The sequence below is a fragment of the Variovorax sp. 160MFSha2.1 genome (assembly GCF_048305075.1).
GTDB classification, from domain to species: Bacteria; Pseudomonadota; Gammaproteobacteria; order Burkholderiales; family Burkholderiaceae_C; genus Variovorax; species Variovorax guangxiensis.
In genome coordinates, this window is the sequence record NZ_CP157624.1 from 886,124 (window position 1) to 902,386 (window position 16,263).

General features: G+C 70.5%; 13 protein-coding genes. 7 read left to right on the top strand and 6 right to left on the bottom strand.

All coding sequences use genetic code 11. The annotated features are described in order from the left end of the window. The first annotated feature begins 83 nt into the window (after positions 1-83). The 3 genes from ABL838_RS03790 (at position 84) to ABL838_RS03800 (ending at position 4,117) form a co-directional block, all read left to right on the top strand. Positions 84-1,106 carry an alpha/beta fold hydrolase gene (locus tag ABL838_RS03790; RefSeq protein ID WP_418124210.1) on the top strand — a complete coding sequence of 341 codons (1,023 nt, stop codon included), beginning with the start codon at positions 84-86 and terminating at the stop codon, positions 1,104-1,106. A 28-nt stretch (positions 1,107-1,134) separates the two neighbouring features. Then, on the top strand, positions 1,135-2,562 hold the full coding sequence (locus ABL838_RS03795) for an aldehyde dehydrogenase family protein (protein WP_418124212.1): 1,428 nt from the start codon (positions 1,135-1,137) through the stop codon (positions 2,560-2,562). A gap of 136 nt (positions 2,563-2,698) precedes the next feature. Further along, positions 2,699-4,117, top strand: coding sequence for a TPM domain-containing protein (locus ABL838_RS03800; protein WP_418124214.1), 1,419 nt, complete (start codon positions 2,699-2,701; stop codon positions 4,115-4,117). 10 nt (positions 4,118-4,127) lie between these two features. Here ABL838_RS03800 and ABL838_RS03805 read toward each other — a convergent pair whose 3' ends face one another. The 4 genes from ABL838_RS03805 to ABL838_RS03820 form a co-directional block, all read right to left on the bottom strand. Next, complete coding sequence (locus ABL838_RS03805; RefSeq protein ID WP_418124216.1) at positions 4,128-5,465, bottom strand: MFS transporter; 1,338 nt, start codon at positions 5,463-5,465, stop codon at positions 4,128-4,130. A gap of 132 nt (positions 5,466-5,597) precedes the next feature. Then, the gene (locus ABL838_RS03810; protein ID WP_184634398.1) at positions 5,598-6,290 is read right to left on the bottom strand and encodes a thioredoxin family protein; all 693 of its coding nucleotides are present in this window, start codon (positions 6,288-6,290) and stop codon (positions 5,598-5,600) included. Positions 6,291-6,384: 94 nt separating this feature from the next. Next, complete coding sequence (locus ABL838_RS03815; RefSeq protein ID WP_418124218.1) at positions 6,385-8,625, bottom strand: protein-disulfide reductase DsbD family protein; 2,241 nt, start codon at positions 8,623-8,625, stop codon at positions 6,385-6,387. 46 nt (positions 8,626-8,671) lie between these two features. Beyond that, a complete protein-coding gene (locus ABL838_RS03820) occupies positions 8,672-9,445 on the bottom strand; it encodes an alanyl-tRNA editing protein (protein ID WP_184636642.1) in 774 nt (257 codons plus the stop codon). Positions 9,446-9,575: 130 nt separating this feature from the next. Between ABL838_RS03820 and ABL838_RS03825 the strand changes: the two genes are divergently transcribed. Further along, entirely contained in the window at positions 9,576-10,949 is a 1,374-nt protein-coding gene (locus tag ABL838_RS03825; protein ID WP_418124220.1) for a PQQ-dependent sugar dehydrogenase, read from the top strand. 24 nt (positions 10,950-10,973) lie between these two features. Here the strand turns inward: ABL838_RS03825 and ABL838_RS03830 are convergent, their stop codons facing one another. Next, complete coding sequence (locus tag ABL838_RS03830) at positions 10,974-12,023, bottom strand: LacI family DNA-binding transcriptional regulator (protein ID WP_418124222.1); 1,050 nt, start codon at positions 12,021-12,023, stop codon at positions 10,974-10,976. 146 nt (positions 12,024-12,169) lie between these two features. On the opposite strand from ABL838_RS03830, the gene ABL838_RS03835 reads away from it, so the two are divergent. The 3 genes from ABL838_RS03835 to ABL838_RS03845 are packed head-to-tail and all read left to right on the top strand — an operon-like array spanning position 12,170 to position 15,689. After that, complete coding sequence (locus tag ABL838_RS03835; protein ID WP_184634404.1) at positions 12,170-13,504, top strand: uracil-xanthine permease family protein; 1,335 nt, start codon at positions 12,170-12,172, stop codon at positions 13,502-13,504. Between the two features lie 41 nt (positions 13,505-13,545). Continuing rightward, positions 13,546-14,979 (top strand): amidohydrolase family protein, encoded by a 1,434-nt coding sequence (locus ABL838_RS03840; RefSeq protein ID WP_418124225.1) that lies wholly within the window; start codon positions 13,546-13,548, stop codon positions 14,977-14,979. Beyond that, positions 14,976-15,689, top strand: a complete 714-nt coding sequence (locus tag ABL838_RS03845) for a sulfite exporter TauE/SafE family protein (protein WP_184634408.1) — start codon at positions 14,976-14,978, stop codon at positions 15,687-15,689. The genes ABL838_RS03840 and ABL838_RS03845 overlap by 4 nt, the downstream gene beginning before the upstream one ends. Here ABL838_RS03845 and ABL838_RS03850 read toward each other — a convergent pair. After that, entirely contained in the window at positions 15,681-16,259 is a 579-nt protein-coding gene (locus ABL838_RS03850; protein WP_418124226.1) for a GNAT family N-acetyltransferase, read from the bottom strand. The two genes, ABL838_RS03845 and ABL838_RS03850, sit on opposite strands and share 9 nt — an antisense overlap. Positions 16,260-16,263: the final 4 nt, after the last annotated feature.

Here is a 16,263-nt window from a genome sequence, read left to right on the forward strand (position 1 = left end):
ACGCAGGGCCGGGAGAACGGCGGTCGGAGGGGCGACATTCGGGGCCGCCAACCCCTCCACCCTCAGTCACTCAGGAAATTCCAATGACATCGTCGTTCCAACTGCCCCGCAGAAGCTTTCTCGCCGCAACGGCCCTCGGTGCCGCGGCCGCGCAGCTCGCAGCGCTCACGCCGGCCTTCGCGCAGGCGGCCACGGGCTCGTCTTCCAGGCGCCTCGAGCCGCTCAAGAGCATCGATGCCGGCACGCTCAGCATCGGCTACTACGAGGCGGGTCCGGCCGACGGCGCGCCGGTGATCCTGCTGCACGGCTGGCCCTACGACATCCACATGTTCGTCGACGTGGCTCCGGCGCTCGCGGCGGCGGGCTTCCGGGTCATCGTGCCGTACCTGCGCGGCTACGGCACCACGCGCTTCCTGTCGGCGAACACGCCGCGCAACGGGCAGCAGTCGGTGGTCGCGGTGGACATCATCGCGCTGATGGACGCACTGAAGATCCAGGTCGCCACCGTCGCCGGCTGCGACTGGGGCGCGCGCACGGCCTGCATCATGGCCGCGCTGTGGCCGCAGCGCGTGAAGGCGCTGGTCTCGGTGAGCGGCTACCTCATCGGCAGCCAGGAGGCCGGCAAGGTGCCGCTGCCGCCGCAGGCCGAGCTGCAGTGGTGGTACCAGTACTACTTCGCGACCGAGCGCGGCCGCGCGGGCTACGAGAAGAACCGCCACGACTTCGCCAAGCTGATCTGGCAGACGGCGTCGCCCAAGTGGAACTTCGACGCGGCCACCTTCGACCGCAGCGCCGTGGCGCTGGACAACCCCGACCACGTGGCGATCACGGTCCACAACTACCGCTGGCGACTCGGCCTCGTCGAAGGCGAGGCGAAGTACCAGGCGCTGGAGGACCGGCTCGCCAAGGCGCCGGTGATCGGCGTGCCCACCATCACGCTCGAAGGCGACGCCAACGGCGCGCCGCATCCGGAGCCCAGCGCCTATGCGAAGAAGTTCTCGGGGCGCTACGAGCATCGGCTGGTCAGCGGCGGCATCGGCCACAACCTGCCGCAGGAAGCGCCCGAGGCCTTCACGAAGGCCGTGATCGACGCCGCGCGAGGCTGATGAAGCCTGGAACTCAGGAGCAATCGCCATGTGGAACATCCATCAGGCCTACATCGACGGCGCCTTCGTGCCCGTGCAGGGCAGCGAGCGGCTGGAGATCGTCAGCCCGGCCACCGGCCAGCCTATCGGCACCGTGACGCTGGCGAACCGCGACGACGCGAAGCGCGCGATCGAGGCCGCGAGCCGGGCGCAGCCAGTGTTGGCGGCCAGTACCAAGGCGCAGCGCATCGACATGCTCAGGCGCCTCGAAGCCGCCGTGCTCGCGCGCACCGAGCAGATCTGCGAAGCCACCATCGAGGAGTACGGCGGTCCGCTGGCCCGCTCGCGATGGGTCAGCAACTACGCCTCGCAATGCTTTGCCGACACGGCGCGCATGCTGGAAGGCTACGAGTTCGAGCGCCGCATGGGCGACGCCATCGTGCGCATGGAGCCGGTCGGCGTCGCCGGCCTCATCGCGCCCTGGAACAGCACCGCCGGGAGCATCTGCAGCAAGCTGGCCTCGGCCATCGCCGCGGGCTGCGCATCGGTGATCAAGCCCAGCGAGTTCAGTCCGCTGCAGGCACAGGTCGTGACCGAGGCGCTGCACGAGGCCGGCCTGCCGGCGGGCGCGGTCAACGTGCTGCTCGGGCGCGGCGGCGACGTGGGCGACGAGATCGCCACCCATCCGGCCATCGCCAAGATTTCGTTCACCGGCTCCACGGCCACCGGCAAGCTCATCGCACGCGCGGGCCTGGACACGCTCAAGCGCGTGAGCCTCGCGCTCTCGGGCAAGTCGGCCACCTTGGTGCTGGACGATGCCGACCTGCCGACGGTGCTGCCCATGGCGCTGGGCGCGGCCTTCATGAACAACGGCCAGGCCTGCGTGGCGGGCACGCGCCTGCTGATTCCCAACCCGCAGATGGCGCAGGCTATCGAGCTCTTGCGCGCGGCGGCTGCGGCCATGCGCGTGGGCGATCCGCGCGACCCCGCCACCGCGGTCGGGCCGCTGGCGAGCAAGGCGCAGTTCGAGCGGGTGCAGCGCTACATCCGCCGCGGGCTCGAGCAGGGCGCGACGCTCGTGGCCGGCGGCGAGGGCCGCCCGGATGGCTTCGACAAGGGCTGGTTCGTGCGGCCCACCGTGTTCGCGAACGTGCGCAACGACATGGACATCGCGCGCGAGGAGATCTTCGGGCCGGTGCTCTCGGTGATCGGCTACGACGGCGAGGACGAGGCGGTGGAGATCGCCAACGACTCGCCGTACGGCCTGCAGGCTTATGTCTTCTCCTCGCAGCAGCAGCGCGCGCTGGATGTGGCTTCGCGGCTGCGCGCCGGCACGGTGCTGGTCAACCGGGTCACGCCCGAGCTGAGCGCGCCCTTCGGAGGCGTGAAGCAGTCGGGCATCGGCAGGGAGTTCGGGCTCTTCGGCATGGAGGCCTTCCTGGAACCGAAGACGGTGGCTGTCGCGCAGCCGGGCTGAAGCCGCGCGGGGGCGGCAAGGAGGGGTGGGGCAGGCGCTATCCTGCCTCATGCTTTCTACAAAATCCGCTTCCGTCGCGTTGAACGCCGGCAGGAGGCAATCGAGGGCCTGGGCGTGGCTCTTCTGCGTCCCGATCTTGCTGTGCATCGCGCTCGGCTCATGCCCGGCGTTCGCGCAGACGAAGACGGCCCTCGTGCCCGTGCCGCCGATGAAGACGCGCGTGGTCGATCTCACGAACACGCTGAGCGCGGGCGATGCCGACGCGCTGCGCAACGACATCTCGGAGCTCGAGAGCAGCACGCAGGCGCAGCTCGCGGTGCTGATCGTGCCGACGACGGGCCAGGAGGCGATCGAGCAATACGCCACGCGCGTGTTCGCGCGCTGGAAGCTGGGCCGCAAGGACGAGGACGACGGCGTGCTGGTGCTCGTCGCGCTGAAGGACCGCCGGATGCGCATCGAGGTCGGCAAGGGCCTCGAAGGCACGATCACCGACATCCAGGCGTCCTCCGTCATCGACCGGCAGATGGTGCCGCGCTTTCGCGAGGGCGACTACGCGGCCGGCCTGAAGGACGCGGTGCGCGCGCTGTCGCGGTTGATCGGCGCGCCGGCGGCATTGCCGGACACGCTCGCATCGGACAGCTCGCCCACGCCGCTGCCGGTGGACGAAGACCCTGTGCCGGCGGCATCCGGCGGGGGGCTCACGCCCGAAGGCAAGGCCTTCCTCGGCGTCATGCTGTGGAGCATCGGCGTGGGGGCGTGGCATGGGCTGGGCGCGGGGCCGCTGGTCGGCACGCGCCGCCGCGCCGCGCGGCCGCCTTCGCGCGGCAAGCGTTCGGGCAAGCGCGGTCGCCGCGTGCAGCGGCCCGAGCCCTGGGCGCAGGCGCTGCGGGAGATCGAACCCGAAGCGCCCGCCAGGCCGCGCGACTGGCGGCTCGTGCTCGGCCTGGTCGGCGCGGGTCCGCTGGGCGGGGCGGCCATGCTGCTGAACCCGTTCATGGCAATGGCCCTGGCGATTCCCGCGCTCTTCCTCTACGGCCTCGGCTACCTCTGCGGCCGCGTGAAGGAGGTGGCCTATGTGCTCGGCGGCATCGCGGCGGTGATCGCGGCGCTGGCGTGCATCGCCTTCATGGTCGGCGGCGAGGCCTTCTGGCCCGGCTTCCTGTGGGCGCTGGGCATCGGCGGCGCGGGCCTGCTGGCCACGGTCATCGTCTTCGGCGTCCGCAACACCTGGCGCGACGGCAGCGCGTGGGGCTTCGTGATCCGCTGGATCGTGGTGGCGGGCGTGGCCGTTGCAGCGGTGGCGATCACCGAGCCCGGACCGTTCCCAGGCGAGACGTGGATCCCGGTGGCCGTCGCGACCTTGCTGGCGCTGCTTTTCATGTTCGTCTTCCCGACCTTCGGCTCGGGCGGCGGCGATGGCGACAGCTCGGACAGCGGCTGGAGCAGCGGCTCGTCGAGCAGTTCTTCGAGCAGCAGTGGCAGCAGTTCGTCGGGCAGTTCCTCGTCCGGCGGAGGCGGCTCCAGCAGCGGAGGCGGCGCCTCGGGCAGCTGGTAGTAGCCGTCGATCAGACCACCGGTACGCGCCCGGCGTCGGCCGGATTCACGTTGCGGCGGTACAGCACCAGCGTGGCGATCAGGCCGCACACTGCGGCGCCCGTCATCCACAGGCCCGGCGCACCCTTGTCGCCGGTCATCTCGATAAGCCCCGTGGCGATGGCCGGCGTGAAGCCGCCGAAGATCGCGGTGGCCAGGCTGTAGGCCAGCGAGAAGCCGGCGGTGCGCACGTTGACCGGCATCACCTCGGTGAGCGCGACCACCATCGCGCCGTTGTAGCTCGCGTACAGGAACGACAGCCACAGCTCCACTTCGAGCATGCGCGCGAAGCTCGGCGCGCCCACCAGCCACTTGAGGGCCGGGTAGGCCGTGAGGATGGTCAGCACCGTGAACACGATCAGCAGCGGCTTGCGGCCCACCCGGTCGGACAGCGCGCCCATGATCGGCAGCCAGATGAAGTTGGAGATGGCCACGCACAGCGTGACGATCAGCGCGTCGGTGGTGCTCAGGTGCAGCACGGCCTTGCCGAAGGTGGGCGTGTAGACGGTGATCAGGTAGAACGACACGGTGGTCATCGACACCAGCATCATCCCGGCGATGACGAGGCCCCAGTTGGCGACCATCGAGCGGAAGATCTCGCGCGCGTCGGGGCGGTGCTTGCGCGCCATGAACTCCTCGGTCTCCTGCAGCGAGCGGCGGATGATGAACAGCACCGGCACGATCAGGCAGCCCACGAAGAAGGGGATGCGCCAGTAGAAGTCGCCGATCTCCTGCGGCGTGAAGGTCACGTTGAGCCAGTAGCCCAGGGCGGCCGCCACGACGATGGCCACCTGCTGGCTGGCCGACTGCCAGCTCACGTAGAAGCCCTTGTGGCCCGGCGTCGCCATCTCCGACAGGTACACCGACACGCCGCCGAGCTCCACGCCGGCCGAGAAGCCCTGCAGCAGCCGGCCGATCAGCACCAGCACCGGCGCGGCGAGGCCGATGGTCGCGTACGAAGGCACGCAGGCGATCAGCAGCGTGCCCAGCGCCATCAGCGCGAGCGTGACGATCAGGCCCTGGCGGCGGCCGACGCGGTCGACATACGCGCCCAGGAAGATCGCGCCCAGCGGCCGCATCAGGAAGCCGGCGCCGAAGGTCATGAAGGTCAGCATCAGCGAGGCGAACTCGTTGCCGGCCGGGAAGAAGGCCTTCGAGATCTGCGTGGCGTAGAAGCCGAACAGGAAGAAGTCGAACATCTCCATGAAGTTGCCGCCCGTCACGCGCAGGACGGTGGCGAACTTGGAGGAGGAAGCGGTGGAGGCGCGGGCAGCGTTGCCCTTTTGCGCGGCGCTGGGCGCAGGATTCATCTTGTTGTCCCCTTGGGCAGTACTGGCGATGTGCTCGCCCAAGGGTAGTAGCGGCTCCCCGACCGCTACCTGACTGCGGCGGTCAGGTAGCTGTCACCCGCCGCGCGGCGGGTGTGGCCAATTGCCCGGCCGTCAGGTCTTGTACTTGATCGAGCAGCCGTAGGGCCGCGTGGCGGCAGCCGAGATCGGCCTGCCGCCGAAGGCCTCGCCCAGGGCCTGGTTCACGTAGTTGGTCGCGGTCTTGATGTCGTCCACCCGCGCCGAGGCGATGCTGTCGATGCCGCCCGCGTACACCAGCGTGCCCTTGGGGTCGATGATGAAGATGTGCGGCGTGGTGCGCGCGCCGTAGACCTGGCCGATGAGGCCGTCCTCGTCCATCAGCACGGCGGTGGGCGCGGCCTTCTGCGACTTCATCCAGGCGTCGAGCGCCTCGGGCTTGAGGTAGTCGGTGGCGGCGCGCTCGGTGGAATTGATGGCCAGCCACACCACGCCCTTGTCGGTGGCGGCCTTCTGCGTGGCGGGCATGTTGCCGCTGCCGTAGTGCTTGCGCACGAAGGGGCAGCCGGGGTTGGTCCATTCGAGCACCACGAACTTGCCCGCGAAATCGGACAGCTTGTGCTTGGCGCCGGTGGTGTCGACGGCCACGAAATCGGGCGCCTGCTGGCCCACGGCGGGCGCTGCGGCGGCATTGCCGCCCATCAGGAAGGTCGCGCCCAGCGCCACGGCGGCGGCGACGACGGCACGGCGGGAGGCCCGGCTCAGGGCGGCGCGGGCGTTGCGCGCGGCGCGGAAGGAACGCGAGTCGGCGGTTGGCGAGAGAGACATGGCCAGCTTGAACTCCAAGACAAAATTCCAAACAACAACTGCAGCTTAGAACGGTTTCTTCAAGTGCTTGTGACAACCCATGTCACGCTGGTGGTCAAAGGGCGGCTATAGCGGCGCGGACCTCGTCCTTGCCCAGTATCTCCGTCAGCACGACGGGCGGCTTGCCCGGCGCCTGCAGCACGTACACCGGCACGCCGCTGCGGCCCAGCGCGGTGAGCGCGGCGGTGATGGCGGGGTCGCGGCGGGTCCAGTCGGCGCGCAGCATCGCGACCTTCTTGGCGTCGAAGTCGGCCAGCACCTGCTCGTCGGACAGGGTGCTCTTCTTGTTGTACTGGCAGGTCACGCACCATGCGGCGGTGAAGTCGATGAAGACCGGCCGGCCCGCATCCGACAACTGCGCCACGCGCTCGGCGGACCAGGGCTGCCAGCGCTGGCCGGCCCCGTCCTTCGTGGCGGCCGATGCCAGCTTCGCGGGCTCCACCACCTGCAGCACGTTGCGGCCGATGGCGGCGGTGAGCACGGCGGTGAAGGCGATCAGCACGCCCGCGATCACCAGCCGCGTGCGCCCGCGCAGCGTGAGCGCCCAGACGATGGCGGCCATGCACACCAGCAGCGCCAGCAGCGTGCCCGCGCCGTCGATGCCGCTTTGCTGGCCGAGCACCCACACCAGCCAGGCCACGGTGGCGAACATCGGGAAGGCCAGCAGGCGGCGCAGCGTGCCCATCCACGGGCCGGGCTTGGGCAGCAGGTAGGCAACGGCAGGCACGAAACCGGCCACCAGGTACGGCAGCGCCAGCCCGAAGCCCAGCGCCACGAACAGCAGCAGCGCCTGCGCCGCCGGCAGGCCGATGGCGAAACCGAGCGAGGCCCCCATGAACGGCGCGGAGCAGGGCGATGCGATGACCACGGCGAGCACGCCGGAAAGGAAGTCGTTGGCCAGCGGATGCCTGGCCTGCGCGCTGCACACCGAGGAGGGCGCGGCGCGGCCGAATTCGAAAACGCCCGCGAGGTTCAGCCCGATCAGCGTGAAAAGTGCGGCAAGAGCAGCCACCACGCCCGGCGACTGCAGCTGGAAGCCCCAGCCCAGCCCGGCGCCGGCCGCGCGCAGCGCCAGCATGCCGCCGCCGAGCGCGAGGAATGACAGCATCACGCCGCCCGTGTAGGCCAGCCCGGCCTTGCGGTGCGCGCTGGCGTTGCCGGCCTGCCGCGCGAAGCCCAGCACCTTGATCGCGAGGATCGGGAACACGCAGGGCATCAGGTTCAGCAGCAGGCCGCCGAACAGGGCGCCCAGCAGCGCGGCCAGGAAGGTGGTGGAAGACGGGGCGGGCAGTTCGGCGACCTTTGCCGCACCGGCATTCGCGGCATTGGCCGCGAGCGCGGCCTGCAGCGCTGGTGAAACCTCGGCTGTCCGCGGCGCGGCGGCCGCGGGCCAGGCGCCCGAAACCGGCGCCTCGGCGCGCCATGCCACCGGCTGGCCGGCCTGCCGGTCGGCCTCGGGCAGCGTCACCACCACCGGCATGACGGTGGGGCTGGCGCTGCGCTGGTCGGCCAGCGGCATCGTGGCGGTCCAGGTGTCGCCTTGCCAGGATTGGGACCAGTCCTTGCCGGAGACGGCCGCGGTGCGGATCACCTCGGGTGTCTCGGGGAAGAACTCCAGCGTCTTGCCCTGCGCGGCGGCGGGCAGGCCCTCGAGCCGCACCTTCAGGCTGTGGCCTTCGACCTCGACGGCGCCCGGCCTGGCCAGCGGCTGCGGGCGGGCGGCGAGGGCGGTGTCGAACTCGGCCTTGTGCAGCGCGGTCGAGCCCTGCAGCGGCAGCGCCAGCGTGAAGGTGCCCTCCTCGGGAATGCATTCCTTGCGGCAGACCAGCCAGGAGGCCTTGAGCTGGATGTCCATCGCCGGGGTGCCGCCCAGCGCCACCGGCGGCTTGTAGAGCGAGGACACCTCCAGCGGCACCGGCAGCAGCACGGTGTTCTCGTAGCCGTAGTTGGCGAGGCTGCCGACCGGGATCTTCTTCGGCGCCGGCCATGCGATCTCGCCGGTGGACACGCCCGCCGGCAGCGTCCACGTCATTTCGGTGGGCAGGCCGGAATCGCCGGCGTTCTTCCAGTAGGTGTGCCACTCGGGCTGGTGCGCGATCTGCAGACCGACCCAGACCGGGGCGCCGGGTGTCACGCCGTCGGGAGCATGGGCGACGAGTTCGGCGCGCACATGGGGGGTGGTGACCACGGCGCCCGGCCTGGACCCCAGTTCGGGTGTCGATTGCGCCAGCGCCGGCATGCTGGCTGCGGCTGTTGCTATCAGAAGCGTAGCGAATTGGATGCGCGGGAAGATCATGCCGTCAGTCGGAGCAATCGGTGGGGGCGAAGTTCCGGGGCTTGGTTCAGGCCGCCGTGGCGGCTTGCGAGCCCCAGCCCAGCACCACGCGTCGGCTGTTGGCGCTCTTCTTCTCTATCTTGGTGACCACCACCGCCCCGATCTCGGCGGTGTTTGCAACATGCGTGCCGCCGCAGGGCTGGAAGTCGATTGCCGTCTGGCCCTCGCCGGTTCCGCCGATGCGGATGGTGCGCACCGTGCCCGTGCCGCGCGGCGGCTGCACGCTCATGCTCTTGACCAGCGCCGGGTTGGCGTCGAGCTCCTCGTCGGTGATGGCGCCGACCGTCAGCGGATGGGCCGCCTCGACCAGCCGGGCCAGGCCGGCCGTCAGCGAGTCCTTGTCGAGCGGATCGGTCATGTGGAAGTCGAGCCGCGCGTACTCGGGCGTGATGGAGCAGCCGTTCACCGGCTGCGGCACCAGGTGGCACAGCAGGTGGGTGGCGGTGTGGAAGCGCATCAGGCGGTGGCGGCGCTCCCAGTCGATGCGGGCGGTGAGCGCGTCGCCGGGCTTCAACGCGGCCAGCAGTTCGTCCTGCCCCGGTGCCGGCACGTGGATGAACTCGTCGGTGGGCTGGCCTTCCGCGTCCTTGGCCTTGCGGGTGTCGGCAACGACGACTTCGCGCCCGTCGGCCAGGGCCAGCACGCCGCTGTCTCCGGCCTGTCCGCCGCCCAGCGGGTAGAACACGGTGCGGTCCAGCACGATGCCGGTGTCGTCGATTCGCACGATGCGGGCGTCGCAGCTGCGCAGGTAGGCGTCGGCGCGGAACAGGTCGTCGGTCATCCGGCGATGGTAGCGGCGATGCGCGAATGAGGTGCGCCCACGCCAGAAAGCGCCCACGGCCGACACTCCCGGGCCCGCCGGGCTGGGGAAGATGGCGATGTGCGGCATGCCGTCGCGCGAAGGATCACGCATGGAAAAACAGCAGCAAGCACCCACCCGCATGCCGTCTTCATGGCCGCAGGCCGGCGCCCTGGCCCTGGCGGCCGCGTTGCTCGTGGCCGGCTGCGGCGAGGCCGCCAAGCTCTCGCCCGAGCTGACGACCGGTCCCCGCCCGCAGCTGGTCGAGCCGAACAAGACCCTGATTCCCACCGTCAATGTCGCCCCCGCAGTCGGCTGGACCGACACCGCGACGCCCGTTCCCGCCGAAGGCCTGAAGGTGACGGCGCTGGCGCGCGGCCTCGACCACCCGCGCTGGGTCTACACGCTGCCCAACGGCGACATCCTCGTGGCCGAGAGCAACAAGCCGCCCAAGCCCGCCGACAGCAACGACGGCGGCAGCGGCCCCATCGCCAAGATCCGCAACTGGGTCATGGGCAAGGTCATGGGCCGCGCCGGCGCGGGCGTGCCCAGCGCCAACCGCATCACCCTGCTGCGCGACGCCGATGGCGACGGCGTCGCCGAGGTGAAGCAGGTGTTCATGGCCAACCTCCGCTCCCCCTACGGCATGGCGCTGGTCGGCAACGAGCTCTTCGTCGCCAACGCCGATTCGCTGGTGAAGGTGCCCTACACCGAGGGCCAGACCTCCATCACCGCCAGCCCGACGCTGGTGACGCAGCTGCCCGCCGGCATCAACCACCACTGGACCAAGAACGTCATCGCCAGCGCCGACGGCAGCAAGCTCTACGTGACCGTCGGCTCCAACAGCAACATCGGCGAGAACGGCCTGCCGGCCGAGGAGGGCCGCGCCGCCATCTGGGAGGTCGACACGAAGTCGGGCGAGAAGCGCCTCTTCGCCAGCGGCCTGCGCAACCCCAACGGCATGGGCTGGGAGCCCGACACCCAGGTGCTGTGGACCGTGGTGAACGAGCGCGACGAGATCGGCAGCGACCTCGTGCCCGACTACCTCACCTCGGTGAAGGACGGCGCCTTCTATGGCTGGCCCTGGAGCTACTACGGCGGCGTGGTCGACGCGCGCGTGCAGCCGCAGAACCCGCAGATGGTCGCCAAAGCCATCGCACCCGACTACGCGCTGGGCTCGCACGTCGCGCCACTGGGCATGGCCTTCTCGCGTCCGGGCGGCATGCCCGAGCAGTTCGCCAGCGGCGCCTTCATCGGCGAGCACGGCTCGTGGAACCGCAAGCCCAAGTCGGGCTACAAGGTGGTGTTCGTGCCCTTCATCGGCGGCAAGCCCAGCGGGCCGCCGATCGATGTGCTGACCGGTTTCCTGAGCGCCGACGAGAAGGCGCACGGCCGGCCGGTGGGGGTGGCGCTCGACAAGGCCGGCGCGCTGATCGTGGCGGACGACGTGGGCAACACCGTGTGGCGGGTGTCGAAGGCCAGATAGCCTGCGAATGCCCCTTCGCGGCGGTCACCCCCGGCGGGCCGACGACAGCCGCGGCACGAGCTGCGCCGCCGGCCCGTCGACCTTGCGCATCGCCGTGTCTCCGCGCAGGTGATCGAAGAGCAGCGCGATGGCCTGCTGCGCCACCTCGTCCAGGTGCAGGTCCACGGCAGTGAGCGGCGGCACGCTGGTGCGGGCGCGCAGGCCGTCGTAGCGGGTGGCGACCATCACGTCCTCGGGAATGCGCCGGCCGGTCTCCAGAACCGCCGCGACCGCGCCCGTGGCGAACGCATCCACCGGCACGCAGAAGGCGTCGATGTCGGGGTGGGCCGCCAGCAGCGCCAGCGCGGCGTCGCGGCCGCCGCTTTCGCCCTTCGCCTCGTCGACCAGCGACAGCAGCGGCGCCTGCCGGTGCGCGGCGGCGAACGCGAGGTAGGCGGCCTGGCCCTCCACGTAGGAGTTGCGCTGCGCCGAGCCCAGGATCATCGCGATTCTGCGCGCGCCCTGCGTGTGCAGATGCTCCAGCAGCAGCCGGGTGGTGTCGCCCGAATGGATGTCGACGTAGGGCGGCAGGGCCGTCCCGCTTTCGGCGCCTCCGGCCGCCTCGGCGGGCTTGCCGATCGCGACCACCGGCAGGCCGCGCCGCAGCAGGTAGTCCATGTTCGGGTCTCCGGCGGAGGGCTCGATGACCAGCGCTCCGTCCACGTCGAGCAGTTCCATCGGCACGCGCCCCGTTTCCATGGGTGGCGCCAGCACCAGGGCCAGGTTCCGGTCGAGCGCGGCCGAGGCGGCCACGGCCGCCACTTCCATGAGGAAGCCGAGCCTCGAAGGGCCGCCCGCCACAGCAAACGGCATCGACGACAACAGCACGATCATGTGCGCCTCGCCCGTGCGCAGCCGCTGCGCGTTGCGGTTGGGCCGGTAGCCGAGCTTCAGGGCGGCCTTCTCGACGCGCGCGCGGGTTTCGGCGTCCACCTGGCCGCGGGCGTTGAGCGCATGCGAGACGGTGGTGGGCGATACGCCCGCTTCGCGCGCCACGTCCTTGATGTTCGCTCGCGGCGATGGCTCGGTACTCATCCCGTTGACCTTTTCAAAAACCGGTGCTTCAATTCCCAAATCGTTTTGGGCGCGTTGTCCCGGAATGTACTTCACCCGCCTCGGCGGATTTTTTTGCGAGCACGCCCAAATCGATTTGGGCGCCAATCCGGTCAAAGGATTCGATCATGTCCCGTGTATCCGACGCCCCTGCCGTCGACGCCGTGCTGCCCGTTTCGCAACTGCTCCTGTTCGGCCTGCAGCATGTGCTGGTGATGGCTGCCGTGCCCATCACCTCCGTTTTCCTGGTGGCCAAGGCGTTGGGCCTGCCCGCCGCCCTCACGGTCAACCTGATCAGCGCCACCTTTCTGCTGTGCGGCGTGGGCACGCTGCTGCAATCCTTCGGGCCGTGGAAGTTCGGGGCGCGGCTGCCCTTCGTCATGGTGCCGGGCGGGGCGCCCATCGTGATGTTCGTGACCATCGCGCAGCAGCGCGACCTGCAGACCGCCTCCGGCGCGGTGATCCTCACCGCGCTGTTCTATTTCCTGGTGCTGCCGGTGTTCGCGCGCTGCCTGCGCTACTTTCCGAAGATCGTCATCGGCACCTTGCTGCTGCTGGTGTCCATCAACCTGGTGAAGGTGTACGGCGGCATCATCGCGGGCAAGGCCGGCTCGCCCACTTTCGCCGATCCCGCGAACATCGGGCTCGCCTTGGCGACCATCGGCTTCACGGTGCTGTTCGCGCGGCTTTTCAAGGGCATGCTCGGCCAACTGGCGGTGCTGCTGGGGCTGCTGGCGGGCACCTTGCTGGCGGCGGCCTGCGGGTTGATGGATTTCGGCTCCGTCGCGGCCGGCCCGCTCTGGAGCGCGCCGACGCTGCTGCCCTTCGGCATGCCGCATTTCGACGTGGTGGCGGCCGTGCCGCTGCTGATCTTCAGCGTGATCTCGATGGTCGAGGCCACGGGCCAGACGGTGGCGGTGGCCGAGGTAGTCGGCCGCAGGATCGATCCGCGCGAAGCCGTGCCGCGCACCATCCGCGGCGATGCGCTGGTGTCGCTGGCGGGCGGGCTGTTCGGCACGTCGATGATCATCACCAGCGGCGAGAACATCGGCATCGTGCGCGCCACCAATGTGCGCTCGCGCTACGTCACCGCCACGGCGGGTGCGATCCTGATCCTCATCGCGCTGTCGGCGCCGCTGGGCCGGCTGGCCAGCGCCATTCCCTCGGCCGTGGTGGGCGGCACCGCGATGGTGGTGTTCGCGATCATCGGCACGATGGGCATCGACATGCTGCGCAAGGTCGACCTGCACGAGCGCGGCAACATGTTCGTGCTGGCCGGCGCGTTGACCATGGGCCTGCTGCCCATCGTCGTGCCGGGGCTCTACAGCCGCTTTCCCGACACGCTGCAGCTGGTGCTGGGCAACGGCCTGGCGATGGGCTCGCTCACGGCGGTGGTGCTCAACATGGTCTTCAACCGCGTCCACGCGGAGCGCACCGAGATGGCGCCTGCTTCGCAGGCATGAGCCGGGCCACGTTTCCTCTCTTTCTTTCTCCTCTCTTCACCATGTCTCCTGAACTCGATGCCGCGATGCTCGCGGCCGACGAGCTGCTGCTCGTTCCCGACCACCTGATGCTGCGCGACGGCCCGGCCACCGGCCATGCCGTGCTGGTGGCCGGCGGACTGTTCCGCGATGTCGGCCCCGCCGGCGTCCTTGCCGCGCGCCACCCTCATCTCACGCCGCTGGCCCTTCCCGGCAAGCTGCTCATGCCCGGCATGATCGACGCGCACCATCACCTGACGCAGTCCTTCGGCAAGTCGCTGGCCTATGGCGAGCCGTCCGAGATCTTCCGCCGCGTGTGGGTGCCGCTCGAATCCAGCCTGGACGACGAGTTCGTCTACCTGGCCTCCAAGCTCGCGGCGCTCGAATCGCTGCGCGGCGGCTTCACCACCGTCTGCGACGCGGGCACGCGTGCGCCGGGCGACATCGGCGCGATCGCGGCCGCCGTGCAGGAAGCGGGGCTGCGCTGCGTGCTCGGCCTGATCTGCAACGACGGCGGCAACGACAGCAGCGCCGGCGAGCGCCGGGAGATCCTGGCGCGGGCCGGACACTTCCTGGGCCGCTGGCCGCGCGAGGGGCTGGTCCATCCGTCGCTCGCCGTCTCGGTGCCCGAGGCCGCCTCTGACGAGATGCTCGCCGGCGTCTCGTCCCTGTGCGCCGAAGCGCGCGCCATCTTCCAGACGCACGTCAACGAGCACCTCGCGTCGGTCGAGCGCTCGGTGGTCCAGCGCGGCTGCCGGCCGCTCGAGCTGCTGGCGCGGCTGGGCGCGCTGGGCCCGCAGGTGCTCATCGCACACGGCACGCTCGTCACGCCGTCCGAACTCGTGCTGCTGCGCGACACCGACACCGCCGTGAGCTACAACCCCGTCGCCAGCCAGTGGAAGGGCAACGCCGTGGCGCCCGCGAACCTGATGGCGGCCATGGGCATCCGCTTCGGCCTCGGCACCGATGCCACGCGCAGCGACGCCTTCCGCCTGATGGACGCGGCCGAGGCCGCGCAGAAGCTGGCCTTCGGCCTGGCCGTCGGCGATGCGTCGAGCGGGGGCGGCTGGACCTGGTTCGACCACGCCACGCACGAAGGCGCGCGCGCCGTGGGCCTGGACCAACTGACCGGCGAGATCGCCGTGGGCAAGCAGGCCGACTTCCTGATCGTCGACGTCGACACGCCCGAAATGTGCACTTCCGTCGATCTCACCTGGGACCTGGTGCGCCTGGGCAACCGCGACCAGATCAGCGCCGTGTTCGTGGCCGGACGCCTGCGCCTGTGGGAGGGATGGCCGCCCGACTGGGACGCCCGGGCGCTGCAGCGCAGGCTCGCGGAGATCGCGCATGCGGCGATGGACCGCGCGCCCATCCTGCGCCTGCATCCGACGGCGGCCGAGCATCGGCGCCTGTGCCGCGCGCGCGCCGAAGGCGGGCTGGGGCTGGGTCCGCAGTGAGCGCGCAGCACCTTCTTCTCGTCTCCGCAGCCGTGCTGTTCGCCGCCTTCGTGCAGGGCGCGACCGGTGTCGGCTTCGCGCTGATCGCCGCGCCGGTGATCGGCATCGTGCGCCCCGACCTGCTGCCGGTGTGCGTGCTGGTGCTGATGCTTCCGCTGAATTTCTACGTGATGTGGCGTGAGCGCGGCGCGATCGACCGTGTCGGCGCCGGCTGGATCAGCGGGGGGCGCCTGCTTGGCACCGCCGGCGGACTCTGGGTGCTGGCGGCGTTGAGCGCGAGCCACCTGTCGCTGTTCGTCGGCGCATCGACCATCGCGGCGGCGCTGGTGACGCTGCTGATGCCGGCCTTCTCGCCGGGGCGCGGCGCCTTCGTGGCGGCCGGCCTCGTCACCGGCATCACCGAAACCGCGACCGGCATCGGCGGTCCGCCGCTAGCGCTGGTCTACCAGCACCAGCCGGCGCCCTCCATGCGCTCGACCATCGCGCTGTGCTTTCTCGTCGGCGAGCTGGTGTCGCTGGTCACACTGATGGCAGCGGGACGCATCGACGGCTCCCAACTGCAGGCGGCCGCGCAACTGCTGCCCGCACTGGTGGTGGGCGCCGTGCTCAGCCGCGTGGTGCACCGGCACATCAACGGGCGCGTGCTGCGCGTCTTCGTGCAGGTGTTCGCGATCGTGTCGGGCGCGGCACTGCTGCTGCATTCATTCTGAATCGCCGCGCGCGGCCCGCCAGGCTGCGCGGCCCAGCCTGTAGAGCCTGTGCCGCCGCAGCGCGTGCCCCTCGGGCACCAGCGGATGGTCGAAGGCGCCGTCCGCGTCCTCCGTCATGCCGACGCGCTGCATCACCGCCGCCGAGCGGGTGTTGTTCCAGGCGGTGAAGGCGACGATCTCCTCCAGGCCGAGCCGCTCGAAGCCTATCTGCAGCGCGGCGCGCGCCGCTTCGCTCGCATAGCCGTGGCCCCACCACTTGCGCGCGAAGCGCCAGCCGATCTCCACGCAGGGCGAGAAGGGCAGCTCGGCCGACGGCGAGTTGAGCCCGGTGAAGCCCATGAACTCGCCCGACTCCCTGTGCTCCACCGCCCAGAAGCCCCAGCCGTTCTCCGCGATGCGCGAGCGCGTGCGCGCGACCGCCGCGTCGCTGTCGGCGCGCGTGGGCAGCGGCAGCAGGAACTCCATCACCAGCGGGTCGCCCGCGAGTTCGAAGAAGGGGGCCAGGTCGCTGTCGCGCCATTGGCGCAGACGCAGGCGGGGCGTGTCGGTTTCGATGATGTCCGTGGTCATGCGG

What these genes read in the sequence shown, in the direction of transcription:
- ABL838_RS03815 (WP_418124218.1), bottom strand. Translation starts at nt 8,625, where the DNA reads ATGATCTTCCCGCGCATCCAATTCGCTACGCTTCTGATAGCAACAGCC.
- ABL838_RS03795 (WP_418124212.1), top strand. Translation starts at nt 1,135, where the DNA reads ATGTGGAACATCCATCAGGCCTACATCGACGGCGCCTTCGTGCCCGTG.
- ABL838_RS03835 (WP_184634404.1), top strand. Translation starts at nt 12,170, where the DNA reads ATGTCCCGTGTATCCGACGCCCCTGCCGTCGACGCCGTGCTGCCCGTT.
- ABL838_RS03830 (WP_418124222.1), bottom strand. Translation starts at nt 12,023, where the DNA reads ATGAGTACCGAGCCATCGCCGCGAGCGAACATCAAGGACGTGGCGCGC.
- ABL838_RS03850 (WP_418124226.1), bottom strand. Translation starts at nt 16,259, where the DNA reads ATGACCACGGACATCATCGAAACCGACACGCCCCGCCTGCGTCTGCGC.
- ABL838_RS03810 (WP_184634398.1), bottom strand. Translation starts at nt 6,290, where the DNA reads ATGTCTCTCTCGCCAACCGCCGACTCGCGTTCCTTCCGCGCCGCGCGC.
- ABL838_RS03805 (WP_418124216.1), bottom strand. Translation starts at nt 5,465, where the DNA reads ATGAATCCTGCGCCCAGCGCCGCGCAAAAGGGCAACGCTGCCCGCGCC.
- ABL838_RS03790 (WP_418124210.1), top strand. Translation starts at nt 84, where the DNA reads ATGACATCGTCGTTCCAACTGCCCCGCAGAAGCTTTCTCGCCGCAACG.
- ABL838_RS03825 (WP_418124220.1), top strand. Translation starts at nt 9,576, where the DNA reads ATGGAAAAACAGCAGCAAGCACCCACCCGCATGCCGTCTTCATGGCCG.
- ABL838_RS03820 (WP_184636642.1), bottom strand. Translation starts at nt 9,445, where the DNA reads ATGACCGACGACCTGTTCCGCGCCGACGCCTACCTGCGCAGCTGCGAC.
- ABL838_RS03840 (WP_418124225.1), top strand. Translation starts at nt 13,546, where the DNA reads ATGTCTCCTGAACTCGATGCCGCGATGCTCGCGGCCGACGAGCTGCTG.